Annotated in this window: 27 protein-coding genes; 7 read left to right on the top strand and 20 right to left on the bottom strand. The window is 40.7% G+C overall.

All coding sequences use genetic code 11. The annotated features are described in order from the left end of the window. Positions 1-54: 54 nt before the first annotated feature. The 10 genes from mdoH to sfsA all read right to left on the bottom strand — a co-directional run bounded on the left by mdoH (position 55) and on the right by sfsA (position 10,508). The gene (gene mdoH / locus H5203_RS11345) at positions 55-2,016 is read right to left on the bottom strand and encodes a glucans biosynthesis glucosyltransferase MdoH (RefSeq protein WP_182731802.1); all 1,962 of its coding nucleotides are present in this window, start codon (positions 2,014-2,016) and stop codon (positions 55-57) included. Next, positions 1,988-3,652: a glucan biosynthesis protein gene (locus H5203_RS11340; RefSeq protein ID WP_259401940.1), complete on the bottom strand. Its 1,665-nt coding sequence runs from the start codon at positions 3,650-3,652 to the stop codon at positions 1,988-1,990. Before H5203_RS11340 ends, mdoH begins: the two co-directional genes overlap by 29 nt. Positions 3,653-3,988: 336 nt before the next feature. Continuing rightward, a complete protein-coding gene (locus H5203_RS11335) occupies positions 3,989-4,228 on the bottom strand; it encodes a hypothetical protein (protein WP_145235371.1) in 240 nt (79 codons plus the stop codon). A 17-nt stretch (positions 4,229-4,245) separates the two neighbouring features. Next, positions 4,246-5,097, bottom strand: a complete 852-nt coding sequence (panC, locus tag H5203_RS11330; protein WP_182739831.1) for a pantoate--beta-alanine ligase — start codon at positions 5,095-5,097, stop codon at positions 4,246-4,248. Further along, on the bottom strand, positions 5,097-5,891 hold the full coding sequence (panB, locus tag H5203_RS11325; protein WP_145235375.1) for a 3-methyl-2-oxobutanoate hydroxymethyltransferase: 795 nt from the start codon (positions 5,889-5,891) through the stop codon (positions 5,097-5,099). The genes panC and panB overlap by 1 nt, the downstream gene beginning before the upstream one ends. Positions 5,892-5,922: 31 nt before the next feature. Then, positions 5,923-6,408, bottom strand: coding sequence for a 2-amino-4-hydroxy-6-hydroxymethyldihydropteridine diphosphokinase (folK, locus tag H5203_RS11320; RefSeq protein WP_145235378.1), 486 nt, complete (start codon positions 6,406-6,408; stop codon positions 5,923-5,925). Positions 6,409-6,410: 2 nt separating this feature from the next. Beyond that, positions 6,411-7,769: a polynucleotide adenylyltransferase PcnB gene (gene pcnB, locus H5203_RS11315; RefSeq protein WP_246175570.1), complete on the bottom strand. Its 1,359-nt coding sequence runs from the start codon at positions 7,767-7,769 to the stop codon at positions 6,411-6,413. 391 nt (positions 7,770-8,160) lie between these two features. Next, complete coding sequence (gene gluQRS, locus H5203_RS11310) at positions 8,161-9,105, bottom strand: tRNA glutamyl-Q(34) synthetase GluQRS (RefSeq protein WP_182819738.1); 945 nt, start codon at positions 9,103-9,105, stop codon at positions 8,161-8,163. Positions 9,106-9,122: 17 nt separating this feature from the next. After that, entirely contained in the window at positions 9,123-9,566 is a 444-nt protein-coding gene (gene dksA, locus H5203_RS11305) for an RNA polymerase-binding protein DksA (protein WP_145235383.1), read from the bottom strand. A gap of 225 nt (positions 9,567-9,791) precedes the next feature. Then, on the bottom strand, positions 9,792-10,508 hold the full coding sequence (gene sfsA / locus H5203_RS11300; protein WP_182717171.1) for a DNA/RNA nuclease SfsA: 717 nt from the start codon (positions 10,506-10,508) through the stop codon (positions 9,792-9,794). Positions 10,509-10,598: 90 nt separating this feature from the next. Here sfsA and pepB point away from each other — a divergent pair, with 90 nt between their 5' ends. Both pepB and H5203_RS11290 read left to right on the top strand, forming a co-directional pair. Then, the gene (gene pepB / locus H5203_RS11295; RefSeq protein WP_145235388.1) at positions 10,599-11,894 is read left to right on the top strand and encodes an aminopeptidase PepB; all 1,296 of its coding nucleotides are present in this window, start codon (positions 10,599-10,601) and stop codon (positions 11,892-11,894) included. 234 nt (positions 11,895-12,128) lie between these two features. Next, positions 12,129-12,695, top strand: a complete 567-nt coding sequence (locus H5203_RS11290; RefSeq protein ID WP_145235390.1) for a phosphoribosyltransferase — start codon at positions 12,129-12,131, stop codon at positions 12,693-12,695. 263 nt (positions 12,696-12,958) lie between these two features. Here the strand turns inward: H5203_RS11290 and H5203_RS11285 are convergent, their stop codons facing one another. Further along, positions 12,959-13,615: a Crp/Fnr family transcriptional regulator gene (locus H5203_RS11285; protein WP_145235393.1), complete on the bottom strand. Its 657-nt coding sequence runs from the start codon at positions 13,613-13,615 to the stop codon at positions 12,959-12,961. A 268-nt stretch (positions 13,616-13,883) separates the two neighbouring features. Here H5203_RS11285 and H5203_RS11280 point away from each other — a divergent pair, with 268 nt between their 5' ends. Continuing rightward, the gene (locus H5203_RS11280) at positions 13,884-14,111 is read left to right on the top strand and encodes a YgjV family protein (protein ID WP_145235395.1); all 228 of its coding nucleotides are present in this window, start codon (positions 13,884-13,886) and stop codon (positions 14,109-14,111) included. Between the two features lie 9 nt (positions 14,112-14,120). On the opposite strand, the gene H5203_RS11275 is transcribed toward H5203_RS11280, so the two are convergent. The 5 genes from H5203_RS11275 to H5203_RS11255 form a co-directional block, all read right to left on the bottom strand. Then, positions 14,121-15,785 carry an amidohydrolase gene (locus H5203_RS11275; RefSeq protein ID WP_182731800.1) on the bottom strand — a complete coding sequence of 555 codons (1,665 nt, stop codon included), beginning with the start codon at positions 15,783-15,785 and terminating at the stop codon, positions 14,121-14,123. A 120-nt stretch (positions 15,786-15,905) separates the two neighbouring features. Next, a complete protein-coding gene (locus H5203_RS11270; RefSeq protein ID WP_182819737.1) occupies positions 15,906-16,142 on the bottom strand; it encodes an EF-hand domain-containing protein in 237 nt (78 codons plus the stop codon). A gap of 12 nt (positions 16,143-16,154) precedes the next feature. Then, positions 16,155-16,391: an EF-hand domain-containing protein gene (locus H5203_RS11265; RefSeq protein WP_149982106.1), complete on the bottom strand. Its 237-nt coding sequence runs from the start codon at positions 16,389-16,391 to the stop codon at positions 16,155-16,157. A gap of 110 nt (positions 16,392-16,501) precedes the next feature. Then, a complete protein-coding gene (locus H5203_RS11260) occupies positions 16,502-16,729 on the bottom strand; it encodes a hypothetical protein (protein WP_145235404.1) in 228 nt (75 codons plus the stop codon). A 22-nt stretch (positions 16,730-16,751) separates the two neighbouring features. After that, positions 16,752-16,979, bottom strand: coding sequence for an EF-hand domain-containing protein (locus tag H5203_RS11255; protein ID WP_182758179.1), 228 nt, complete (start codon positions 16,977-16,979; stop codon positions 16,752-16,754). 315 nt (positions 16,980-17,294) lie between these two features. Here H5203_RS11255 and H5203_RS11250 point away from each other — a divergent pair, with 315 nt between their 5' ends. Genes H5203_RS11250 through H5203_RS11235 form a run of 4 tightly spaced genes read left to right on the top strand, consistent with a single transcriptional unit; the run spans position 17,295 to position 21,169 of the window. Beyond that, entirely contained in the window at positions 17,295-18,764 is a 1,470-nt protein-coding gene (locus H5203_RS11250) for a HAMP domain-containing sensor histidine kinase (RefSeq protein ID WP_182731803.1), read from the top strand. A gap of 1 nt (position 18,765) precedes the next feature. Next, positions 18,766-19,308 (top strand): hypothetical protein, encoded by a 543-nt coding sequence (locus H5203_RS11245; protein ID WP_182819736.1) that lies wholly within the window; start codon positions 18,766-18,768, stop codon positions 19,306-19,308. A gap of 2 nt (positions 19,309-19,310) precedes the next feature. Continuing rightward, a complete protein-coding gene (locus tag H5203_RS11240) occupies positions 19,311-20,660 on the top strand; it encodes a sigma 54-interacting transcriptional regulator (RefSeq protein WP_145235410.1) in 1,350 nt (449 codons plus the stop codon). Positions 20,661-20,668: 8 nt separating this feature from the next. Next, positions 20,669-21,169, top strand: a complete 501-nt coding sequence (locus tag H5203_RS11235; RefSeq protein WP_145235413.1) for a DUF1543 domain-containing protein — start codon at positions 20,669-20,671, stop codon at positions 21,167-21,169. A 28-nt stretch (positions 21,170-21,197) separates the two neighbouring features. Here the strand turns inward: H5203_RS11235 and H5203_RS11230 are convergent, their stop codons facing one another. From H5203_RS11230 to pdsR, 4 genes are all read right to left on the bottom strand, one after another. Further along, a complete protein-coding gene (locus H5203_RS11230; protein WP_145235415.1) occupies positions 21,198-21,431 on the bottom strand; it encodes a hypothetical protein in 234 nt (77 codons plus the stop codon). 50 nt (positions 21,432-21,481) lie between these two features. Continuing rightward, the gene (locus H5203_RS11225; RefSeq protein ID WP_179959192.1) at positions 21,482-21,640 is read right to left on the bottom strand and encodes a hypothetical protein; all 159 of its coding nucleotides are present in this window, start codon (positions 21,638-21,640) and stop codon (positions 21,482-21,484) included. Between the two features lie 102 nt (positions 21,641-21,742). Continuing rightward, the gene (gene pdsS, locus H5203_RS11220; RefSeq protein ID WP_145235417.1) at positions 21,743-23,875 is read right to left on the bottom strand and encodes a proteobacterial dedicated sortase system histidine kinase; all 2,133 of its coding nucleotides are present in this window, start codon (positions 23,873-23,875) and stop codon (positions 21,743-21,745) included. Further along, positions 23,875-24,564, bottom strand: coding sequence for a proteobacterial dedicated sortase system response regulator (pdsR, locus tag H5203_RS11215; RefSeq protein WP_145235419.1), 690 nt, complete (start codon positions 24,562-24,564; stop codon positions 23,875-23,877). Before pdsR ends, pdsS begins: the two co-directional genes overlap by 1 nt. Positions 24,565-24,614 lie beyond the last annotated feature (50 nt).

The raw sequence follows: 24,614 nt of genomic DNA, 5'->3' as shown, positions 1-24,614 counted from the left end.
TAAAAAACCGCGCAATGTAAATTGCGCGGTTTTTTTATATCAACTAAGTTCAGGTTAGTTAAATAGTTTCTTTTTGAGCTGTTGATGGGCATTTAAAACGCGTTTACGTTTACTTAAACCTTGGCGCTTAAAGCTCTGAATTGGCATTACGCTAGATTGCTCTTGCCCCAATGTAGGGATTGTAAAGTTAGCAACATCATCATTCGGTAATGCTATTTCTTGCTCATGTACACGTAAGGCTGCAAGGGTGTCGTTATTATCAACTTCACTCGGGCAAATAAATATGCCCATTTTACGTAATTTAACCCCTAAGCCTATGCTACTTGAATATCGTACAATTGGGGCTGCTAAGATCAATCCAACTAAAATCGGCGATAACCACCAAAAGAATACAGGCGTAAAGTAATAAGCAATACCGCCCCAAGCTAAGGCGATTAAGGTTGATAGTAATGTGTAACCTATCGCTTCTTGCCACGGAACCATGCGGCCTGATCGAGGCTGGGCGTCCCACGTTACTTTTTTACCTAAAAATACACACACCACAAAGTAGCTATGAAAAACCATCATCAGCGGGGCGATAATAATAGCAAACACGGTTTCAATGATTGAGCCTAAAATTAATTTAAATGAGCCGCCAAATTGTTTATTACGATGGATCAGTGTGACAATAATCCCCATTAATTTCGGTAATAATAACAACACAATTGTGACAAAAAGCAACGAGTTAATTAATTCTGTTTTTGCTATTTGCCAAGTCGGAAATAATTGATACGCCTGATTAAAATAGACATTACTGTTTAGTGCACGGGTGACCGCATCTATGGTACTTAGCACTAACATTGATAACCAAATTAATGATGAAATATATGCCGTTGCACCTAATAAAAAGTGCAGCTTGCTGATTATTTTTAAACCCGACGCAGGTAACAAACCTAAATGTTGAATGTTGCCTTGCACCCAACGCCTGTCGCGAATAGCGTAATCTAAAATATTACTCGGTACTTCTTCGTAGCTACCTTGTATATCACTGAGTAATAATACATCCCAGCCAGAACGATGCAGTAATGATGCTTCGACAAAGTCATGACTTAAAATTTCGCCGCCGAAAGGGGCATTACCTTTGAGCACCGGTAAACCGCAGCAATCAATAAACGCTTTAACCCGAATGACGGCATTGTGGCCCCAGTAATTAGCGTGATTAGTCTGCCAAAAAGCTGAACCGGTTGCTAGCATTGGACTATAAAGTACTGACGCAAACTGTAGAAAGCGACCAAAGAAGGTATCTTGCCTAACAGGGATCGGAATCGTTTGAATAAGCCCAGCTTGTGGATTGTTGATCATGCTGCTGGTGAGCTCAAGCATACACTGACCCGTCATGATGCTATCTGCATCAAGTACAATCATGTGCTCGTATTTACTGCCCCAACGCTCGCAAAAGTCAGTTAAGTTACCTACTTTACGGTGTTTGTTATCTTCACGGCGGCGGTAAAAAGTTTGTTTGGCAAAATCACCTAGGCGTTCGGTCAAGGCATGCCACGCTTTTAGCTCATTGTTAGCTATTTCTTTATCTTGTGTATCACTTAATAAGTAGAAATCAAAATGCGCAAATTGGCCTGTTTTTATCAGTGAACGTAAGCTCACTTCAAAACCTGCGATAACTCGCTGCGTATCTTCATTGTAGATAGGCATAACGACAGCAGTTCTGGTTTTACTCAATGCTTGCTGATCAATTTCGATTGCTTTTTGGCGCGTCAGTGTCAGCGGGTCAATTCTAAATAATTGTAAAATAAATCCCATACAGCCACTGCAAAATGCGGTCACAATCCAAGTGAAGGTAATTGAAAACAGCGCAAGTAATGCATACTCAAGCGGGGTCATGCCATTTGAATTTAAAATATCAAACATGATCCACATACCATAAGCTGAGATGGCTAACACTAACAGTGAAAAAAGCCATACACGAGTCTTTTTAAAAGGCATTGTACTGTTACTCGACGTCATTTGGATACCAGACATAACTCCATACCTCGCTAACTTCTTTGTCACGTAGTGTTAATGATAAGCGCATGTCTACAGGCTTACCGCCCTCTGGCGCGACTTTAAAAGCAACACGCCATCCTTCATTATTTGGTAATTGTTGAACTGTTTTATCGCTTATTTCACCTGAATTTAGGGTCAAATTAGCAAGCAATTTTAGTTTGGCTGACAAGTTGTTAATATTGTCACCAGTGAAGTCAACCGTAAATTGGCGATGACTATTTGGTGGTGGATTTTCTTCACCGGGTAATGCAGCACTGCCAATGCGAGTGCGTAAAACTCGGGCTTTATCTTGGCTTGCAAGCGCCGCGTTAAATGTTGACAATTTATAACTAAAACTAAGTGTTTCACCTGCTTTAAGTGGTTGCTCTGGTACCCAATAGCTAACGATATTGTCATTGGTCTCGGTATCAGTCGGTATTTCTACTAACTCAACTCGACCATTTCCCCATTGTCCTTGTGGTTCAATCCACAGGCTTGGGCGGGCATGATAATGTGCCTCAGTATCGAGATAGTTATTAAACTCACGGTCGCGCTGTGCTAGTCCAAAACCTTTTGGATTGTCATAACCAAATGACGTTACACTAAGCTGTTTAGGGTTATTTAGCGGACGCCACACCCATTTATTGTCTTGTGATTGCATTAGTAAACCATCAGAGTCATGTACTTCTGGTCGGTAATCATCAAAGAATTTAGTGCTATTTTCGCCGTGGTAAAACATGCTTGTAAGCGGTGCTATACCTAGTTTTTTGATATCTTTGCGGGCGAATATTTGCATTTTAGTTGTTACTTCAGTTGCTGTTGATGGACTGATCTCAAAACGATATGCGCCAGTAACAGAAGGACTATCAAGTAATGCATATAGCACAATATGTGTGTCTTCAGGTTTTGGCTTAACTAACCAAAACTCTTTAAATACTGGAAACTCTTCACCAGAGCTGAGTGCTGTATCAATCGCTAGGCCACGTGCTGAAATACCATACACTTGATCAGGGCCCACTATGCGAAAATATGAAGCGCCTTGAAATACAGCAACTTCATCTTTGTAGTCGTTATTGTTTAGAGGAAAGTGTAATCTAAAACCGGCATGCCCCAACTGAGTGGTGCCTAAAGCCGCGGTAATTTCCTGCTCAAGTGGTGCTGCGGTGCCATCATAGCGGTAGTAATCAGTTTTAAATGGTAGATTTTTTACCTTTGCATCAGCATCAACTGTGTTAATCGCGATAGGGTTTTTATAGAGAAAACCTGGATGGAATAACTGTACCTCATATAAACTTTCATCTTTCCAGATCGCATGATCTTGACGAAAACGAATCGCTCGATAGTCCTGATAATTAATATTATTTAACGCATCAACAGCAATTACGGGAGCTGCTACGTAGTCTTTGGCAGCCAGTTGTTTGGCTCTAGCTGTTACCACCGCAAATAATTTTTCAGAAGGGATTGTAAGCAAAGTTGGCTGTGTAGTTGGTACAGCATCAGCAGTATCCGCATCAGATTTTGTTATTGGTTGTTCTGCCGCACTGACATTACATGCACACAAGGCTAATAATGCACCTAATAATACCCTCGTTTTAAATGATGGATACAGAGCTGCCCGCGTTATCGTTTCCATGAGGTTTTTTCCTTTAGCCGTTATCTGGTTAATTTTAAAATGCTTTAGTTAGTTGAATTCAAGTTTGCAAAAAACGAACCTAAAATAAACTTATATATTTCAATGACTTTATATTTATTAGTATCGTAGAGGGTGTACTTTCTTTGTATAAACTGAAAATAATTACACGCAATGTATGACTACTTATTACTAATGTCAGTAGATATTACTAGAGTAAACCTTGCTATAAGGTGAATGGCAGAAAAATCACGATGGTTGGATGTAGAAAGTTTGCCTAAAGTAGGCGCTGGGAGGGAGGAAACTTGCCAATCATGATAATTGGCAAGTTAACATTAGTTATTGCACATTACCTAATGCTTGGGCATTTGCTTTGCATTGGTTATAGGCTTCAATACATTTAGTATTACATACTTTATATACCATGCCTTCGCCGGTGCTTTGCTGTTCGCAGTTCACTTCACATTGATAATTCTGTTGTGCGCATTGCTGCATTTCTGGATTTTCTATTTGGTTTTGACACCCAGCTAATATGCCTATACACAGCGAAATGCTTGATAATTTTAATAATGAATTCATGCTTATCCCAATTATTTTTATGTAATATCAACGAGCAGATTGTCTATTAGCCTTACTGGCCCTAAGAAGGCTGCCGCCAAAATCACTAGTTGACTATCATTGAGTGTAGCTTTTTTTAAGGTATCGCGCTGAGCTATTTCAAAGTAGTCAATTTTGAGCCCTGCTTGCTCTAGTTGCTGCTTTGCTTGTCGGCATATGTCGTCAAAATCACGCTGCCCCGAGTTTAACTGTTCTGCGCTCCAATTAAGGGTTTTAAATAGCACTGTCGCTGTTTCTTTTTGAGCTTCTGATAAGTAGCCATTGCGAGAGCTCATAGCTAACCCAGACACTTCACGGCTGGTTGCAACGCCAATAATTTCTACTGGAATTGACAGGTCATGAGCCATGGTTTTAATCACTTGCAACTGTTGATAGTCTTTTTCACCAAAGCACGCATAGTCAGGTTGTACTAAGTTAAATAATTTAGTAACCACCGTTGCTACACCGCGAAAATGACCTGGACGTGATCCGCCGCAATAACCCATTGATATATTTGGCACATCGACAAAGCTTTGCGCATCTAAACCGTTAGGGTAAATGGCTTCCACACTTGGGGTAAATACAATATCAGTACCAAGCTCTGCCAGTCCTTGTTTATCCGCAATGAGGGTGCGCGGGTAGTTATCAAGATCTTCGTTGACACCAAATTGCATTGGGTTTACAAAAATACTAACCACGACTTTATCAGCCATGTTTTTGGCTTTCTCAACGAGTGAAAAATGCCCTTGATGTAGATTACCCATAGTTGGCACTAGTGCTACACTAAGCCCTGCTTGGCGCCATGCTTTAATTTGACTACGTAATGATTTTATTTCAGTGATCGACTGCATTATTTAAACTCATGTTCCGTGCTTGGAAAAGCACCACTTTTAACGTCGCTACAATATTTTTTTACCGCATCCGGCATATTGCCTGTTTCGAGTAAAAAGTTTTTAGAAAATTTAGGGATGTAACCTGCTGAAATGCCAACTAAGTCATGCATGACTAGAATTTGGCCATCAGTTTGATTACCTGCACCAATACCAATGGTAGGAATATTAACCGCGTCAGTAATTAATTTGGCAAGTTCAGATGGAATACATTCAAGAACCAGCATTTGTGCGCCTGCCGCGGCAAGCGCCTGAGCATCGCTAATCATTTTTTGTGCTTGTTGTTCACTACGGCCTTGGATTTTAAAACCACCAAACACATGTACTGATTGCGGTGTTAAGCCTAAATGTCCACATACCGGTATACCTTGTTGAGTCAGCGCAACAACTGAGTCATACAGCCATTCGCCCCCCTCAAGTTTGACCATGTTAGCGCCAGCTCGCATTAATTCTGCTGCATTTTTACAGCTCTCGGCTGGGTTTGAGTAGGTCATAAATGGCATATCTGCAATGACGAATAAATCACGGCTCCCGGCGCGTACGCTGCGAGTATGATATGCAATATCTTGATTGGTGACAGCCAGTGTATCGTCGCCACCTTGTAACACCATGCCTAACGAATCACCGACTAAAATAACGTCTACGCCGTTATCATGAAATAACTTTGCAAAGCTGGCATCGTAGGCCGTTAATGCCGTGATTTTTTGTTGGTCTGCTTTCATTTTATTAAGCGTAGAAACGGTTATTTTAGACATAGTATCCTCGTAGGCAACGGCCTGAAATTAATTACAGAGGTAATTGTTGTAATTCGTTTAGTGCCAAATTAGTGCTAATACTGTGAAGTAATATACCATTTGGCAGCGTAATATTTGGGGCTATTTCAAGTAGCGGGTAAACCACAAACTCGCGTTCAGTTAGACCATAATGTGGCACAATTAAACGCTCGCTATTAATGACTTGATCACCAAATAATAAAATATCAATATCTAAGGTGCGCGGCCCCCAGCGCTGTGCTTTTCGTACTCGACCGTGTTCAAGTTCTATCTGTTGTGTTAAATCAAGCAACTGCTCAGGTAATAGCGTGGTTTTTAGCGCCGCAACAGCGTTAACGTAGTCAGGTTGATCTTGCGGGCCCATCGGTTTACTCGCGTAATAATGCGATACACCAATAAACTCGCAATCAGCCAATGCACGCAGTGCTGCAACAGCATGATCTAGCTGAGTACGAGGGGCGTTTAAATTAGCCCCTAAACCAAGGTAGACGGTTTCCATGATCATTCAGCCGCTGGTTTTGGGCTGCGGCGGCGAGTACGACGACGGCCTTTTGTTGCGCCTTGCGTACCTAACGCTTTAACTAGCTCTTTTTGACCATTGATGTCTTGTTTTAAATAGTCAGTCCACCAGTTAACTAATTGCTGATGCTGTTTTTCACCGGCCTGTACGCGCAAAAGTAAAAAGTCATACGCAGCTTTAAAGCGTGGTTGCTGTGTCAGGCGATATGCACGTTGTCCTGAGCGTTTATCTAAGCGGTGTTGAATATGCCAGATATCACGAGCGCCAAGGGTAAAGCGTTTTGGTACGGCGATATGTTGGGCATTATCACTGAGTACTTTGTTCATACCTTGAGCGAAAGCATCGTATTCAGATAGTTGCTCTTGTTCTTGCAGTGCTTTAGTGATCTGCAATAATGGGAACCATAACAATGCAGCAAAAATAAATGCTGGAGTTACTTTTTTCTCCGCATTAATACGCTCATCTGTATTACGGAACATCTGTTGAATTAAAGCGAATTCTAAGCCATCAGGATTACTATCTAAAATACTATCAAGGGCTGGAAATAATGATTTGAAAAGGCCATATTTACGTAGCATTAAAAAGTTTGCTTCGGCCTTGCCATTTAAAAACAGTTTCAGTGTTTCTTCAAATAACCGCGCTGCAGGTATATTATCTAACAGGCTTGCTAATTCATTTAATGGTTGCTCGGTTGCCGGTGCAATCGACATATCGAGTTTGGTTGCAAAGCGAACTGCGCGCAGCATACGTACAGGATCTTCGCGGTAACGGGTTGCTGGATCACCAATCATCTCGATTTGTCGAGCGTTAATAGCTGCTAAGCCATTAGCATAATCATGGATTGAAAAATCATTAATTGAATAATATAACGCATTGATTGAAAAATCGCGGCGTTCAGCATCTTCTTCAATACTACCAAAAACATTATCGCGCAGCAGTTGTCCTTGGTCACTCGATTGGCTAATTTGGTTTTTATCTTCAGGCGCTTCGTGATGACCACGCATGGTGGCCACTTCGATTATTTCACGACCAAAAACAATGTGTGCTAAACGAAAGCGACGGCCAATTAAGCGGCAATTACGAAATAGCTTTTTAACCTGATCAGGAGTGGCATTGGTGACCACATCAAAATCTTTTGGTTGTTGACCTAACAAAATATCACGAATGCAACCACCAACAAGGTAGGCATCAAAGCCTCCGTCTTTCAGGCGATATAATACCTTGATTGCATTTGGGCTAAATTGTTTGCGAGAAATACCATGCTCATTGCGTCCAACTATTAAAGGCTGCGCAGAGACTTGGGTATGTTCGGCTGTTACAGAGGCGGTTGGGCCAATAATTTGCCGACAAAATTGAAAAAGCTTGGAAATAATAATCTGTCTCCTACAGAATTCGGTTATTTGATGGACGCCATCAAAATCAAACCAAGTATAGCTTCACTTTGCTATTAACTGCACATGTGTTGCGTTTACTTGGTAATACCTATGGTATTAGAGTCTTGTTCATTCTAGTCAGTTAAACAGTCATTGCTAGGGTTAAAATTTTCTAGCATAACGATGCTGGAAATTATTATCCTGTTATTGAGCTACTTGACTGTTGCTATAATAGTGTACAACCTTAACGCAATTGGTATTAATTAAATGAATTGCACATTTAAGGTGGGCTATCATATACCAGCACAGCTTAAAAATTAAGTTGAAGGCCTTAAAATTAGCCCTTTTTAGTGAATTTTTATTTGTTTAAATGCGTAAAGGCGGTTGTATGACTGTGCGGGTTTTGCGAAATTTGAATTTGTGTCATTTTAGGGACGTTTTGCAAGCTGTAATTGTCGACTGCCCAAGCTAGCATTTGCTCGATATTTAGTTCAAGTAATTCATCTTTTGGCGCCAACCCTAAAAATTCGAATGCACTCAGCAAAGCCGGTTTGGGGTTACTTTTGCTAATAGCTGGGGCATAGTTTTGTTTTGATAATTTAAACCCAGGTTTAGCGACTGCTAATGGTAAATGTGCGTAATAGGGGGCCGTGGCAGCTAATTGTTTAAATAAACTCAATTGGCGTGCGGTTGGTTCAAGCAAGTCTGCGCCGCGTACGACATGAGTGATACCTTGGGCAATATCGTCTGCGACCACCACTAGTTGATAAGCAAATAGCCCATCACTGCGCTTTATTAAGTAATCTTCGTGGGCGAGATCATGAGCTACATTTATCTCACCTTGAATGAGATCATGGTATTGGCATGTAGCATGTTGCTGAATTAACCGCAGTGCGCTGCTGTTCTGACTATGCTTTAAATGACGACAATGGCCTTGATAAATACCGCCAAGCGCTTTAATTTCTTTGCGCGAGCAGTGGCAAGCATAAATTAGGTGCTGGTTATTTAGATTATTAATGGTATGCGCATACAAGTCATGGCGTTGAGTTTGATAGACTACGTCTTCATCCCAGTACAAACCATAGGCTTCTAAGGTATTGAGAATATCTTTAGCGGCGCCGTCTACAACACGTGTGGTGTCGATATCTTCAATACGGACTAACCAAGTGCCTTGGTTGCTTTTCGCGTCAAGGTAGCTGCCCACAGCCGCCACAAGAGAACCAAAATGAAGTGGTCCAGAAGGTGACGGCGCAAAGCGACCGCGATAGTTGCGCATAGGCGCAGTAACGGCTGTGGTAGACATTGATTAATTACTAGTAATTAACCACGTCCAGATTGTTTTTCTTTGATTTCCGCAAGCGTTTTACAGTCTACACACAAGTCAGCTGTAGGACGTGCTTCTAAACGGCGGATACCAATTTCAATCCCGCACGAATCGCAAAAACCAAAATCATCTTCTTTGATTAATTGGATCGTTTTTTCAATTTTTTTGATCAGTTTACGTTCACGGTCACGAGTACGAAGTTCTAAAGAGAACTCTTCTTCTTGTGCTGCGCGGTCAACTGGATCAGGGAAGTTAGCAGCTTCGTCTTGCATATGCGATTTAGTTCGGTCAACTTCATTGCGTAAATCGTTGCGCCATGCTTCCAAAATAGTTTTGAAATGAGTGCGTTGTGCATCATTCATATACTCTTCGCCCGGCTTTTCCTGGTATGGTTCTAATCCGGCCTGAGCCAATAACCCTAATTTTTTTTGGTCTGGCATAACTTTCTCCTAAATCCTTAATATAATGCCCAGCATGAGCCGGCGGCTATAAATAACAGAATCCTATGGCCTAGGCAAATTTATTTTTCATTAATTAGTCCTACTTAAACCGCATCAATAAAATTAAAAAAGGTACGATAAGTGGTTTTTACACCCATTACTTATAGATAAGTGCTTAAAAACTTGCCTTGTTATATGGGCGAAAACCTTAAAAACAAGTCGCTTTTAATTAAAAGTGAGCTTTTCTATTAGTGTAATTTCAGCGCTCGAAATATCTGCTTTATAAGCAACTACTTCTACACCTTTAGTAATTGCCAAATCAACTAGTTGGGCGTACTTTTCGTCAATATGGCGCGCCGCACTAACTTGCTTAATCCCTTGATGTAATACTGCAAACAGCAGCACTGCACGATGGCCTTGTGCAACCATTTCAATTAATTCACGAATATGCTTTTGACCGCGAAGAGTTTCGGCATCAGGGAAGTAACCTTGGCCACTTTGTGGGGCATTTTGACTGAGTAAAGTGACAGATTTTACTTCTACATAGCAGTCTGGGCGTTGGGGAGCTGTAAGTAAAAAATCGATACGGCTATTTTCATCACCATATTTAACCTCTGGCTGTATTTTAGTGTAGCCGTTAAGCTCGCTGATTAGCGCTGCATGAAGTGCTTCTGCAACGATTTTATTCGCGATTGCCGTATTTACACAGATCAGATGGCCAAACTGGTTTTGCGTCAATTCTAATGAGTGAGGATATTTTCTTTTTTGATTGCTACTGGTGGAATAAAAGGCTGCAAAGTCAGGCTCCGCGCAACCAGTCATTTTACCTGTGTTGGCACAATGGGCGGTAAACTCTGAGCCATCGCTAAGGCGTAAATCGGCTAAAAAACGTTTGTAGCGTTTGATTAAAGTAGCGTGTTGGAGTGGCGTTGTATATTTCATTATTTTAGTTATTTGGTCTCAAGCAGTTGGGAAGTTGTTGTGGCTATAGTAAACTCATTGTCACTATTTTAGCGCAAAGAGTATTCTAACATGTCTGAAAAATTTGTTGTTCAATTAAGCGAGCAGGGTGCTGCATCGCATTGGGGCGAAACCGCCACGTTATCTTTTAATGAGCACGGTGCAACGGTTCATTTATCTGAACAAGAAACATTAGTAAATGTACAAAAAGCCGCGCGCAGTATTGCCAATCAAGGCGTTAAAAATGTCGTGCTAGCTGGTGATTGCTGGTGTACAGAAACACAGTGGGCTTTTTATCAAGGGTTTGTATCGCCTAAGTCATTACACGGTGTTGAATTTGCTGAAAATGCTAAAACAGATAGCCAAGAGCTTGCTTCATTACTTCGTTCTGCTACTTGGGCGCGTGAAATGATCAATGGCACGGCGGATGATATCTTCCCTGAAAGTTTAGCTGGTAAAGCTGCTGAATTTATTCAATCACTAGCTCCTGAACACGTGAGCTATCAAATCATCAAAGGTGATGCGCTACTTGAGCAGCAGTGGATTGGTATCCATGCTGTTGGTCGCGGTAGTGAGCGCCCGCCTGTATTACTTGCACTTGATTACAATCCAACTGGCGATGAAAATGCGCCTGTAGATGCAGCGCTTGTTGGTAAGGGGATTACTTTTGACTCTGGCGGTTATTCAATTAAAGCCAGCGAAGGTATGTTAGGTATGAAGTGCGACATGGGCGGTGCTGCAACGGTTACCGCAGGTTTGGCATTGGCTATTAGTCGCGGTATTAATAAACGTATTAAACTGTTTTTATGCTGTGCTGAGAACCTTATTTCAGGCCATGCATATAAGCTGGGTGATATCCTTACCTATAAAAACGGCACGACAGTTGAGATTGTTAACACTGACGCTGAAGGACGCTTAGTACTTGCTGATGGCTTAATGGCTGCAGCTGAAACCGGTGCACCTTTAATTATTGATGCGGCGACACTAACAGGCGCTGCGCTAGTTGCTGTTGGTCAAGAGTACAATGCCTTATTTGGACTTGATAAAGAGTTTGTACGTGAAGTTGAAGGCTTTGCTGGGCAAGAAATGGAAGGCGCGTGGCCACTTCCACTTGAAAAGTGGCATCAACAAAACTGTCCTTCACCATACGCTGATACAGCTAACAGCCGTGCCCAAAAAGGCGGTGGTTATGGTGGCGCATCAAATGCTGCTGGTTTCTTGTCACGTTTTGTACCAAACGACGGCAAAGGCTGGGTGCATATGGATTTAGCGGCAGCGTTTAATATGGGTAGCACGAGTCAATGGGCTGCGGGTGCGACAACAGTCGGGATGCGCACGGTTGCACGTACTTTACTAGAAAAAGCGTAATCTTAAATATGTTTAAAAAAGCGCCGTTTTAGGCGCTTTTTTGTTGGCTATAAAAATGTAATTACAAACAGAAACAAGCTTTTTTAGTTTATTTGCGCTAAAATCTCGCCCCACTTTTGCATTTCAAGTGATTAAGGTTTGAAGTTATATTTCTTATATTAAAAGCGCTGCTTTTATTTAAGTCGTATTCATAAACTATACTTGAATGATCAACTCACACTGGGAATTCTAATTATGTCAGATAAGTGCTACATCACAGCGCAACAATTGCTTGAAGATTCATTTCGCGTTGCGGCGCAAGTATACCAAGATGGTTTTCGTCCTGATTTTATTATTGGTATTTGGCGTGGGGGTGCCCCAATTGGGATTGCAGTGCAAGAGTATTATGATTATAAGGGCATAGAGACAGATCATATCGCGGTGCGAACTTCATCGTATTACGGTATTAATAAGCAATCTAAAGAAATTAAAGTACATGGCCTACACTACATTATTGAAAATGCTAACGCAGGTGACTCGTTATTGATTGTTGATGATGTATTTGATTCAGGGCGTAGTATTTTTGCGCTGAAAGAAAAGCTTTCGGAATTGATGCGTTTAAACTTACCTAAAGATATCCGCATTGCATGCCCGTATTACAAACCAAAAAATTCTAAAGTTGATATGAAGCCTGACTACTACATTCATGAATCAGAAGAGTGGTTAGTATTCCCGCATGAACTATCGGGTTTAACACCTGATGAGATCATCGCTGGTAAAACAGATTTAGTAAAAATACACGATATTTTATTAGCAAAATAAATCTATTGAGTAAAAATAAAAAAGGCCTTAATTAGGGTCTGTTGACCTTTGTGGATTGAAATTTGTTCAATCTAGGGGCGATTTAATCGCGGCGCGAGATTTGTAACCTAGTGGGCTAAGTAAAAATCGAGCAAAGCTTCCGCGTTTTGCTCACGCCCCTTACTTACATCCATGTAAGTAACAAAGAGTTAATCGCCCCTAGGCCTTTTTATCTTTTATAATCAGAAGATATTGCAGTAATGCTAAATTACTTAAATTAGCAACTATAGCTGCGAAAAACTATCCACGTAATCGCTAAGTTTATCTAAATCAACCGCTTTGAGTCCATCATTTGAGCGTGCAACTAAACCTCTTTCTACCAGTTCCGATACTACGCGGCGATAGGCTCGCTCTGTGGTGGCAAAACGCTCAGCTTCAGCATTTACCGTTGGGTATGCGCGCAGCAGGGTTGGGTTATTATTTTCGGCACGTAATAAACAGTCTTTGGCGATATTGTAACCCAATGGCAACAATAGTTTATCTAAATTAATTTTTTGGTTTTCTTGAAACTTAGCGGCAATAGTTTGTGCTGTGTATAAACTCAGCTCTGGCTTTTCAAGTAACAGGGCACGCCAGTGCTTTAGTTCTATTAGGTTGTAGCTAACGTCACTGAAGCAGGTAACTGTATAAATGCAGGGGTTATTGTTTAGCGCTTCAATTTCACCAATTAAGGTGTTGTTGCAATCAAGTTGGCCCAGCAGTAAGCGGCGGCCATTACCGACATCATAACTAAACGATACGGTGCCGCTTCTGACTAACACTAATTTTGTAAGAGGTTGATCTTGGTGGATCAGTACTTCTTTTTTAGATTGTTGATAACGGCTGCCAGCAAAGGTTAGTAGCTGGTCGACGAGATAACTAGAAAAATGATATTGAAACATCAACAATGCCCTTCGGACAATTGTCCTATTTATTACATCTTAATGACGTTAGCATTAAGATTCTAAGAATTTACGCTAACTTACTAGCTTAGTTAACTCGGTTAATTAAGCTTAATACCTGATATCCCGTGTAATGATTATTAAAGTGTGCTTTTAGCAGCTTTGGGTTTTTAGTAAGTTAGCTTTTTTATACTATTGCTATATTGTGGAATAACTTTGCCTAAACTACAACATTTGCAATGCTAACCTAAAGTACCGGAGAGAACAAATGAGTTGGGAATATTTGGGGTATTTTGCCTCAGCTTTACTTATTGCCTCTTTAACTATGAGTGATGTGAGCAAACTTCGTTGGTTTAACCTTGCCGGTTGTATTGCTTTCACAGCCTACGGTATTGCGATTGCTGCATGGCCTGTGGCTATCACTAATGGTTTGCTAACCTTCGTAAATATTTATCATTTAATTAAGCTCAAACGTCAACAACAAAAACCGCAATAATAGCGTGGTTTATTGCGCCTTACTCTGGTTATCAATTTGCGCTTTTTGGTAGCGTAATTCACCGCCAATCCATGTTTGATTTACGACAATGGTAAAAATTTCTTGTACTGGCACTTTAAAATAGTCTTTGTCGATTAAAATAAAGTCAGCCCACTTTCCTTGCTCTAAACTACCTAATTTAAATTCTTGATGTGCGGCATACGCAGCACCTAACGTGAATGCTCTGAGTGCATCTTCTCTGCTCAGTGCTTCAGTGACTCGCCAGCCATTAGCGGGTAATTGATTGTGATCTTGGCGAGTAATTGCTGAATACAAACCGTCAAAGGGGTTGGCCAGTTCAACTGGATAATCTGAGCCTGCAGCTACTACTGAGCCTTGCTTTAAAAACGTTTGCCATGCATATGCACCTTGTAATTGTGTATCGCTAAGGCGCTGCTCTGCCATATGCATATCAGAAGTTGCATGCACCGGTTGCATTGATGGAATGATTTTAAGTGCTTTGAAGCGAGGAATATCTGCTGGATCAACTATCTGTGCGTGCTCTATACGGTTACGTAGTAAAATCCCGCCGGTTTTTTTAAATACATTTTGATAGGCATCTAACACAATATGATTTGCTTTATCACCGATGGCATGGGTATTGGCGCTAAAACCATGGTTAAAGCTCAATGTGTACAGCTGTTCTAATTTTTGTTGAGTTTCGAGCATTAAACCTTGGTGATTCTTTCTATCTGCATAATCGGCCAGTAGTGCGGCGCCACGGCTTCCTAACGCACCATCAGCATATATTTTTACACTACGAATAGACATGAAATCGTTAAGATCTTTATAGCGACCGGCTCTGAGCATATCTTCAAGGGACGGATCTGTTGCACTTAGCATTGCAACAATGCGCAGCGGTAAGGTGCCTTGTTCAGCTCTTTGCTTGTAAACTTGCCATGTTTGTTTATCAATCCCAGCATCGTGGGTTGAGGTTATACCTAAGCTGAGCAGATGTTGACCAGCTTGATTTAAGGCATTATTTACGTCTTGATCAGATGGCGTAGGAATATGTGCAGTAATTAAACTTTCGGCCTTATCGACAAAAATACCGCTAGGTTGACCTGCTTGGTTGCGAATAATTTCACCACCTGCTGGTGACTGTACTGTGGGTGTTAATTTGGCTAACTCCATCGCTTTGCTATTAACCCAAATCGCGTGGCTATCGACACGAGAAAGCACCACCGGAACATCTTTGACAACTTTATCTAAGTCAGCAGCAGTAGGAAACTGCTTATTAGGCCACAGTTCTTGATTCCAACCGCGGCCAATAATCCAGCCCCGGTTATTTTTAGCAAATACAGCAAGCTTTTTTTGTATTTCTGCAATCGACGTACTGCCACGTAAATCGAGTTGCGCTAAATTATTACCAAGTCCAATCACATGACCGTGGGCGTCAATTAAACCAGGTAATAAGGTTTGTTGCTCGGCATCAAATACTGCAGCATTAGGGAAACTCGCTTTTAGTTTATCGTCTCCTACTTTTACTACTTTGCCATCTTTAATAACCAGTGTAGAAAATTGCTGTAATTGGCCACTGTAAGTTGGAGTGTAACCATTAGCATTGTAGATCACCGTGGTATCAGCTAGCACAGGTAAAGATAAAGTGATTAAACAGGCGAGTAAGCATTTCATTGTTAGAATTCTTTTTCTGCTTTTGTTAGTTAAACAGTAACAGAGAATACTGAGTCTGCAAATTAAATATAATAAATTATTTATCGTTGTGCATTTCAACTATGCTGATGAATTAGCTATTCATTTATTTGCATATAGAGTAAATTCAGACAGTGATAATCTACCATCTTTATCGCGGTCATAGTTTTTAAAACGATACCACAGGGCAGGATCTTTTGCTGACTCTGAACGCGTGATAAGACCGTCGTTATCGCGGTCTAAGTTTTTGAATTGTTCTGCTATATTATCAGTTGTTGCAAAACTGCAACAGCTACTGACAAATAACAAACTTAGTCCCAGTTGTGTACAAAATTTCATTGGGGAAACTCGTTAATCTAGATTATTAGTTAAAAAACGCTTAAATTCAGATAGGGAAATTTTATTGTCTTGGTTTTTGTCCCAACGTTTAAAGTTACTCAACAATTGTGGTTGTGGTTCAAGCTCATTATGCGTTAAATAGCCATCTTTATTGCTATCTAAATGATCAAAACGTTGTTTTACATCCAGTGCCATTGCGCTAAAACTAGTGGCTAGCGACACACTTAATATTATTAATATGCTTTTCATTATTTACATCCTACCAACAAAAAGAATAAAGCATTTGCCATAATTTAAATCCCAACATTAAATCCGTTTACACATTCCCTCCGGGATTATGGCAAATACTTTAAAGCCTTTTAAAATTTAAACTTTGCGAACTCTTGCTCAGATAATTGCTCGTCGTTATTATCATCAAGATCAGTAAACTGCTTTAATAGCGTGTTGTTTTGCTTGGCTTCAAGTAATGAAATTTGTCCGTCAGAGTCGGTATCTAATTGCGCAAACTTAACATTTAATTGTGATGCTAAAACAGTGGCGCTAATGACTAAAAACATCAGTGAAAAAGCGGCGATAAGTTGTTTCATAGCAGTGTTTCCTTTGGGAAATTTATTGCAAAAATTGTTTAAACTCAGCAAATGAAATTTGACCATTTTGATCTTTGTCAATTTGCTCAAAACTTTCGTGTAATACCGCATCTTCAGATGCTTCTGCTTCACTCAATGTGCCATTACTGTCTTTATCAAGTTCTGCGAAGGTGGCCTCGACATCAATGGCAAAGCTGTTAAAGCTAAGCAGTAGGCTGGTGCATAAGCACAGCGGTGTTAATATTTTCATATTATTTCCTTATAAACAGTCGTTGATACGGATATTACAAGAACGATGCCAATTTTTTTATTGTATAAATATCAGTGGTTTAATTTTTTGGCATGATAATAAGTGGGAAAAAATGACCGAGCAGTGTGTCTTTTTTGCAACAACTTTTAACGGGTATTCATTAAGTTTTTAAAAAACAGTTGGTTAAGTTGTTTCAATTTAGCGTCAGTCGCTTTATATAGCGCTACACAGTTCGCCTTATTCATTATTCTTATTGATTCAGCTAGTGTATAAGTAACACCTTCCATAATCAGACTTTTAACTAAAGGAGTGGCGATAGTGGCCTCATTCGCTAAAAAGTACAGTGCATTACTTAGTTGGCGACCCAATTTAATAGGCCAGTTTTTGTTTAGTACTTTGTTATCGCTGCTGCCATTATCACTGGTAGTGATTGTATTTTTAAATGCGCTGAATAAACAGCTAGCAGTAACTCAGCAAATCGTCAGTGAAAATTATCAAATTACCAAGTCATTTAATAACCTTAAGCAAGACCTCAATAGCTTAGAGCGCGCAACGCGACAAAACTGGGTGCTGAAAAGCGAATCACTCGATGAATTGATTGTTGATAAGTGGCAATCATCACTACAAAGCATTGATGAACTAACTTTTATAAGTTCTACGGGGGAGTATATTAAGCAATGGCAGCAACTCGCACAGGTATTGCAATTAGCGCATACTCAACTCGTTACTGAAGGACAACAAGATGCGCAATTGTTTATTCCTGTGAGTGAATTAATTGCGCGTCAAACGGTGTGGCTAAGAGATCAAAATGAGCTGCAAATAACTAAAAATCAGCAACAGTTAAAAGCTTTGCAAAGCTCATTTATCAATTGGTTAATAGCACTTATCCCATTAACTTTACTAGTAGGTGGTGGTTTTTTATGGCGTATAAGTGGTCGCTTAAAAGGATTAACGTCGGTTATTGATAAGCTTGGGCAAGGTCATTGGCAACAAAAAATAGCTGTACAAGGCTCTGCTGAGTTGGTTGAACTAGGAAATAAATTACAATGGGTGCAAGAGCAGTTGCATCAATTAGAGCAACAAAAAGATACTTTTTTACGCCATGTTACCCATGAATTGAAAACTCCATTAGCGTCAATGGTTGAGGGTACTGACTTACTCGCCGATGAAATCGTTGGGCCAATTAACAAAGAGCAGCAAGCGGTGTTGGCGTTAATTACCCAGAGCATGGTGCGTTTGCGCGCTATGATCGATAGTTTACTTAGTTACAATGCGATTCGCAGCAGCAAAGAAGACTTAAGTGAGCTGGAATTCTCGCAATTAATAACCAAGATAAACAGCCATTTTGAACATCGTTTAGTGGCGCGTAAGCAAAGCTTATGTTGGCATTGTGAGTTACCCGAGCAACCACTGGAAATTGCTGCAGAGCTTGTTGAAATGATCTTAATTCAGTTGATCTCTAATGGCTTAAAGTTTTCACCAGCAGGACAGGCGGTCAATATTGCTCTGTCATTAGCTGGTCGTACTTTGACTATGAGCGTTAGCGATCAAGGCACCGGTATTAAAGAGCAAGAGAAATCACATATATTCAGTGCCTTTTATCAAGGTAAGAATGCTAAAGATATAACCGCTCAAGGTAGTGGCTTAGGGCTTACCATTGTAAAAGAGTCTGTTGAGCAATTGATGGGTACTTTACACGTTGAGCATAATGAGCCACAAGGCTGTCGTTTTATAATTCAAATCCCAATCATCCCTCCAACCAATAAAAACCAAGGAGTTAATTAGCATGGGCGTGCGTTTAAATGCCATTTTAGTGGTTTGCATTACAACCTTAGGGCTCGCAGGGTGTGAGTTAACTGAGCAGCCAGTAAATAAAAGCAACCCTGAAGCTGAACAAGCGGGTAAGGTGACTACACCACAAGGGGATAGTTTACCAAATCCGAAACCTAGGCCGAAAACCGATCCTATGTATGCACCTGCCGAAACGGTCATTGGTTGGCATGCAAAGTCGTGCGGTGGTTTTCAAGTGGCAGCGAGTAAAACGGTTTATATTGGTGCTAAAGAGCTTCAGAATTATTTTGATTTTAGTTGCAAAAATAATGTATTAGCACCGGAAAAAGTATTAACGCAGCTGCTAAAACTGGATCAAGCTTATTATTGGCCAGATGATATAAAACAGTATTTATGGCTGCAAAAACAACAAATAAAACAGCAGATCAACGCTAAAAAAAAGCAGCAAGCGCTGAATAATAAAATGCAAGAAACCCTGTCATCACTGGCAGCCATCGAGCAGCAACTATTACTACGCGAAGAAACTAAGGAGCAGTAATTATGTCAACAGAGCAAAACCAAGGCGCGCGAATTTTACTGGTCGATGATGATGCAAGTTTATTAAAACTATTGGCTATTCGCATAGAATCTAAAGGCTATCAAGTGACTACCTGCGAAAGTGGTATTGCTGCGCTACAGTTATTAAAAAATAATGTGTTTGATGCTGTGGTTACAGACTTACGCATGGATGAAATGGATGGTATGGCATTACACCGTCAGTTACAAAATCGCTACCCAGCGCTGCCAGTGTTGATGATGACAGCTCATGGGTCTATTCCTGATGCTGTTGAAGCGACGAAGCAAGGTATTTTTGCCTTTATTACTAAACCGGTAGATAAAGATGAGTTATTTGATAGTTTAGCAAAAGCGATTGAAATTCATGGTCTCAGTGCCGATGAAAGCGCATCAAACAGCAATATCGTGACCCGCAGTGGTGCTATGCTGCATTTACTTGAGCAAGTTAAATTATTAGGTCCGACTCAGGTCAATGTGTTGATCTCGGGGGCCAGTGGTACAGGTAAAGAGTTACTAGCTAATGCTATTCATCAACATAGCCATGTTAGTGAAGGTCCGTTTGTCGCAATAAACTGTGGTGCGGTACCGGGTGAATTACTCGAATCAGAACTATTCGGTCACAAAAAAGGGGCTTTTACGGGCGCGATTAAAGACCACCAAGGGTTATTTCAGCAAGCGCAAGGCGGTACTTTATTTTTAGATGAAATTGGTGATATGCCACTTAATTTACAAGTTAAGTTACTGCGCGTATTACAAGAAAAAACTATTCGCCCTGTGGGCTTTGAAGAAGAAATTCCAATTGATGTGCGGATTGTATCAGCAACTCATAAAAACTTGCCTGATGCGATTGCTAATCAGCAATTTCGCGAAGATTTATACTATCGCTTAAATGTTGTGAATCTTAAATTACCACCACTGTGTGAGCGCAGAGAAGACGTTAGTTTATTAGCGCAGTATTTTAGCGCTACCATTGCTAAACGTATGGATCAAAAAGAAAAGCGTTTCGCCAATGATGCAATGCATGCATTAGTACGTCACGATTGGCCGGGTAATATTCGCCAGTTACAAAATGTAGTAGAGCAGGTTGTCGCACTTACCCCAGGTGAAGTAATATCAGCACAGCTGGTTGAAAGTGCGCTTAATAGTAATACCAACAATGTTGAGCCGCTTTCTCTTAACGATGCTAAAAAAGAATTTGAGCGTGATTATGTGATTAATGCTTTAAAGATGGCTGGCGGTAACGTGGCTGAAGGGGCAAAACTAGCTAAGCGTAATCGCTCAGATTTTTATAAGTTGATCAAAAAACACAACATTGACGTTGATACTATTTGTTAGGAGAGAAAATGCAGTTATTTATGGTGTATTTAGGTGGGCGTATTCAGGGCTGCCATATTGAAATGCATGATGTTCGTTTTGTTGTTGGGGAATCGATTGAACAAACTTACTCAAAATTAAAAGCGCAGTGGGTCGGTGATAAAAGTAGCGTGCACATGGACAGCTATATGGCGGTAAATCACATTGATGGCTTTGCAGTAACCGTGGTTGATGAACCCGTGGCCCAATCGCAGCAGTTATACTTTGTAAATTTAGGAGCGTATCGTGCTGATAGCTTAGCTGAGCAGCATGACTTTGCGTTATATGTAGCAAGTAGTAGCGACGAAGCTAAACAAAGAGCAAAAGAGGATTTACTAGCTGGTTTAAGTCATATTCATAAAGATGACTTACATGATGTAGATGATTGCTTTGCAATTGACTTGCTCGACAGTCAATTACATATCAAGCTAACCCCGAGCGAGCAATCTCAAGCGATTAAGCCCGATTGGTTTGGTTACCATATATTATAAATAATCAAGAGAGTGTGTAGTGCAAGCGTTAGCCGTTATCACTTTGTTCTGCACGCTCTTTGTCTTCACTGTTACTGGCAATTTTAAAAGCGATAATCACTAAGCCAAACATAGCAAAAGGTAACGCAGCAAGCATATACTCGGTAACATTGCTATCTTGGAAGCTGGCTTGTAGTAAAAAATGCCCAGCAATACACAGTAAAATAACAATTAGTAAGATCGGTAATAAAATAAGTTCTTTTTTAGCAGAATGAGTTTTCATTATTAGGCAGTACTTTTACAAGGTGCGCCATTGTAATGAGCAAACCGCTTTTAGGTCAAACAACTAGGCTGATAAATTACTTTTGATTGTGTTATGTCATGTTTTTCAGTATCAGAGTTAGGTTCGCTACTGTTTAACTCATCACTATCTTCATAGCTGTATAAATCAAAAATAAAATCAATTTCTTCACGTTTCAGTATCGCTTGCATATTGCCTCCTATCTTATCAACTTAGTTAAGTAGTAAGCATATGTCTGCGCGACTGAATTGTAAGTGAACATTAACCGTACAAAATGTGTATAAATGTAATCCTTAATTATTATTAATAGGCAGTCGAACGGTAAAAGTCACACCATCAGCTTGTTGATTATTAGCCGCGCTAACTGTGCCTTTATGGTATTCACATACCAAACGTACTATATAAAGCCCTAAACCCAAGTGTGGTTGCTGCTGCAGTTGTTGACTACGTACCGACACCATTGAATCAAAAATATGCTCTGTTAATCCCTCGGGTAAAAGTGGACCTAGATTACTGACACATAACAGGGCTTCATTATCATGTTGATCAAGGCTGACACTTATAGCGCTATCTTCAACACTAAACTCTAAGGCATTATTGATTAGTTTATCTAGCAACTGAGCAATAAACTCAGGCGCGCCGCTAAGTAGTAATGGTTGCGGACAAATATTAAGGCTAAATTGTTGCTTTGCATAGGTTAGCTGGTAGCCTTGCATACAACCATTGATCACATTTCGCAAATCAAATGGTTCAGCTTCAGCGCTTTGAATACTTTGCTCAAGGCGAGTTGCTTCGCTCATGGTGGTGATTATTTTACCTAAACGCTCGACCCCTTCACTGGCACGATCAAGGTATTTTTGGCTCAGCTCACTTTGTGGCTGCATTTGTAAGTTTTCAAGGGAACTACGTACGACCGCAACGGGTGTTCTGAGTTCGTGAGATAATCGTGACGACATGGTTTCTAAATAGTTAGTGTAACCACCTAAGCGACTTACAATATTTGCAAAACTGCGAGATAAATCGCCAATTTCATCGTTTGAATCGCTGTAATTAATAGTGCCAGTTACTCGCCCTTGAGCATCAATGGCTTGCTCTGCTGTATCTCTTAAGCGACGAATACGACTGGATATCCTTGATGCAAAAAAGAATAACGTTACTGTGCCTATTAGCATCACTGCTAAAATCACATTAAATAGTTTCTCTAACGATTTGTTGCGTAATGTGCGAACACCATTGGTAGTCTCTTCGGCCACTACAGCACCAATGACCTTATCTTGGATCCAAATAGGATATGCGGCTGATAAAATAACCGCTTTGTTATCTGGAGTGAGTCGCCAAGACGATGCTGGTGTGCCACTGAGTGCTTTACCTATATGTGTGCCTTGCATTGCTGCGACATCGTGCAATGTATCTAAAAATTCATTTTCAGGGCGGGTAAGTACTTTATAGTAAAGTGGATGTAAGTAGTTTTTCTCAAATCGTTGCCACCAGGTTTTTGCTGGCTGGTCGTTAAGCCCATCAGCCCAAACGCCGTCGGCATGATGAATTGATCCCGACTGTGCTAACACGCGGTGATGATTATCAACCACCCAAATTCGGCTGCCGCTGTGACCCATACCTTTTAATATACGATTTATTTCAGGGGAGGGCACCAGCACTGAGCCAATATCATTGGGGTTTTGTAAGTTTGAAGTCGACATAGTCTGTGGCTCAGGCTTGCCTTGATCCCAATCTTCAATCGCAAAGCCGAGCTTATTGCCAAGCATAGTTAGCGGAAACCGCAACTCTATGTTGTAGCCAGTCTCTGTACTGACAAAATAGCCTTGAATTTTTGTTATTGGGGTTTTGCTTTGTGCGTCAAATGCGTTGATCCAGCCATCTTGGCGAGCGGCAACAATATAGTGCTTAAATTCCCCTTGTGGGGTTTTTAACATGATCTGTAAGTGATCATTACGGGTTAAACTTAGGGTGTTTTTAGCGCGATAAACCACCGAGTCATCGGTAACTTTAAATACTGCATATAAAAAGTTTTCATATTTACCAACCATATGCTCAAACGATAAGTCCTCAAGCTGATGGTCTGGTTTATTAGTTTGTAAATAGCGCTCGTCGTAATGCCAAAAAAGACTTTGATAAGGCTGCCAGTCCGACAGTTTGCCATCAAGTTGAATGGGGTTACTAAGGTTATAGGCGTAGAGATCACGGCCTTTTATAACCTGATCTAAAAAATTGGTTTGCGAGTCAAATAATGCTGGGCGCTCATGCAGGGCCGTGGCGAGTGCTCGAGTAGTGCCGACTAAGGTTTTTTCTTGACCTTGGCGCAGAAATTTTTCCATTTCCCACACGTATTCATAGCCAAGCCAAGGCAGTAAAAATAAAAAACACGACAGCAATATAAATTTACTGCGCAAACCAAAACGCAGCATTACACTTGCTCCCAGCGATAACCCATACCGTACACGGTATCTATACAATCAAAGTCAGTATCTAAAGCGATAAATTTTTTGCGAATACGTTTAACATGAGAAGTGATAGTGCTGTCATCAACGTAAATCTTTGCATCACTCATTAGTTCGTTACGGCTTTTTACATGCCCAGGGCGCTGTGCCAGTGAATGCAGCATCCAAAATTCAGTTACGGTTAAATCGACTATTTGCTGCTGCCAAAATACTTGCATGCGTTTAGTATCAAGCGTGAGCGGGCCGCGATTGAGTAAAGCATTTTGATCAGCGGGTTGCTCGAGTGCTTCCATACGTCGAAACAGTGCACCGATACGAGCCGCCAAATGCGCCATGCTGATATCTTTAGTGAGATAGTCATCAGCGCCCATGCGTAGGCCACACACTGTATCTATTTCGCTGTCACGGGCGGTTAAAAAAATAATCGGCAAGGTTTTAGAAAGCGAACGCAGAGTTTGGCATAGTAAGAAACCGCCATCAATTTCATGACCTAAACCAATATCGACAATCGCTAAGTCTGGTAGTGCGTCATTAAAAGCATGCTCTGCACTTTGACGGTTGCTATAGCCGCTGACCAGATAACCCTGCGCGCTGAGCATTTCCATGTAATTTTCGCGGATCGCGGGTTCGTCTTCAATAATTGCAATCTTCTTCATTTACAGCACCTTCTTATATTCTAGTTGCACTATACCTAATTTTTTTGCTT

Source organism: Pseudoalteromonas sp. SG41-1 (genome assembly GCF_014164575.1).
GTDB lineage: Bacteria > Pseudomonadota > Gammaproteobacteria > Enterobacterales > Alteromonadaceae > Pseudoalteromonas > Pseudoalteromonas rhizosphaerae.
This window is presented reverse-complemented; position numbering and strand designations above follow the sequence as displayed.

Excerpts from the sequence above, each read along its gene's own strand:
- mdoH (WP_182731802.1), bottom strand. The coding sequence starts at position 2,016 with ATGTCTGGTATCCAAATGACGTCGAGTAACAGTACAATGCCTTTTAAA.
- H5203_RS11340 (WP_259401940.1), bottom strand. The coding sequence starts at position 3,652 with ATGGAAACGATAACGCGGGCAGCTCTGTATCCATCATTTAAAACGAGG.
- H5203_RS11335 (WP_145235371.1), bottom strand. The coding sequence starts at position 4,228 with ATGAATTCATTATTAAAATTATCAAGCATTTCGCTGTGTATAGGCATA.
- panC (WP_182739831.1), bottom strand. The coding sequence starts at position 5,097 with ATGCAGTCGATCACTGAAATAAAATCATTACGTAGTCAAATTAAAGCA.
- panB (WP_145235375.1), bottom strand. The coding sequence starts at position 5,891 with ATGTCTAAAATAACCGTTTCTACGCTTAATAAAATGAAAGCAGACCAA.
- folK (WP_145235378.1), bottom strand. The coding sequence starts at position 6,408 with ATGGAAACCGTCTACCTTGGTTTAGGGGCTAATTTAAACGCCCCTCGT.
- gluQRS (WP_182819738.1), bottom strand. The coding sequence starts at position 9,105 with ATGTCTACCACAGCCGTTACTGCGCCTATGCGCAACTATCGCGGTCGC.
- dksA (WP_145235383.1), bottom strand. The coding sequence starts at position 9,566 with ATGCCAGACCAAAAAAAATTAGGGTTATTGGCTCAGGCCGGATTAGAA.
- sfsA (WP_182717171.1), bottom strand. The coding sequence starts at position 10,508 with ATGAAATATACAACGCCACTCCAACACGCTACTTTAATCAAACGCTAC.
- pepB (WP_145235388.1), top strand. The coding sequence starts at position 10,599 with ATGTCTGAAAAATTTGTTGTTCAATTAAGCGAGCAGGGTGCTGCATCG.
- H5203_RS11290 (WP_145235390.1), top strand. The coding sequence starts at position 12,129 with ATGTCAGATAAGTGCTACATCACAGCGCAACAATTGCTTGAAGATTCA.
- H5203_RS11285 (WP_145235393.1), bottom strand. The coding sequence starts at position 13,615 with ATGTTTCAATATCATTTTTCTAGTTATCTCGTCGACCAGCTACTAACC.
- H5203_RS11280 (WP_145235395.1), top strand. The coding sequence starts at position 13,884 with ATGAGTTGGGAATATTTGGGGTATTTTGCCTCAGCTTTACTTATTGCC.
- H5203_RS11275 (WP_182731800.1), bottom strand. The coding sequence starts at position 15,785 with ATGAAATGCTTACTCGCCTGTTTAATCACTTTATCTTTACCTGTGCTA.
- H5203_RS11270 (WP_182819737.1), bottom strand. The coding sequence starts at position 16,142 with ATGAAATTTTGTACACAACTGGGACTAAGTTTGTTATTTGTCAGTAGC.
- H5203_RS11265 (WP_149982106.1), bottom strand. The coding sequence starts at position 16,391 with ATGAAAAGCATATTAATAATATTAAGTGTGTCGCTAGCCACTAGTTTT.
- H5203_RS11260 (WP_145235404.1), bottom strand. The coding sequence starts at position 16,729 with ATGAAACAACTTATCGCCGCTTTTTCACTGATGTTTTTAGTCATTAGC.
- H5203_RS11255 (WP_182758179.1), bottom strand. The coding sequence starts at position 16,979 with ATGAAAATATTAACACCGCTGTGCTTATGCACCAGCCTACTGCTTAGC.
- H5203_RS11245 (WP_182819736.1), top strand. The coding sequence starts at position 18,766 with ATGGGCGTGCGTTTAAATGCCATTTTAGTGGTTTGCATTACAACCTTA.
- H5203_RS11240 (WP_145235410.1), top strand. The coding sequence starts at position 19,311 with ATGTCAACAGAGCAAAACCAAGGCGCGCGAATTTTACTGGTCGATGAT.
- H5203_RS11235 (WP_145235413.1), top strand. The coding sequence starts at position 20,669 with ATGCAGTTATTTATGGTGTATTTAGGTGGGCGTATTCAGGGCTGCCAT.
- H5203_RS11230 (WP_145235415.1), bottom strand. The coding sequence starts at position 21,431 with ATGAAAACTCATTCTGCTAAAAAAGAACTTATTTTATTACCGATCTTA.
- H5203_RS11225 (WP_179959192.1), bottom strand. The coding sequence starts at position 21,640 with ATGCAAGCGATACTGAAACGTGAAGAAATTGATTTTATTTTTGATTTA.
- pdsS (WP_145235417.1), bottom strand. The coding sequence starts at position 23,875 with ATGCTGCGTTTTGGTTTGCGCAGTAAATTTATATTGCTGTCGTGTTTT.
- pdsR (WP_145235419.1), bottom strand. The coding sequence starts at position 24,564 with ATGAAGAAGATTGCAATTATTGAAGACGAACCCGCGATCCGCGAAAAT.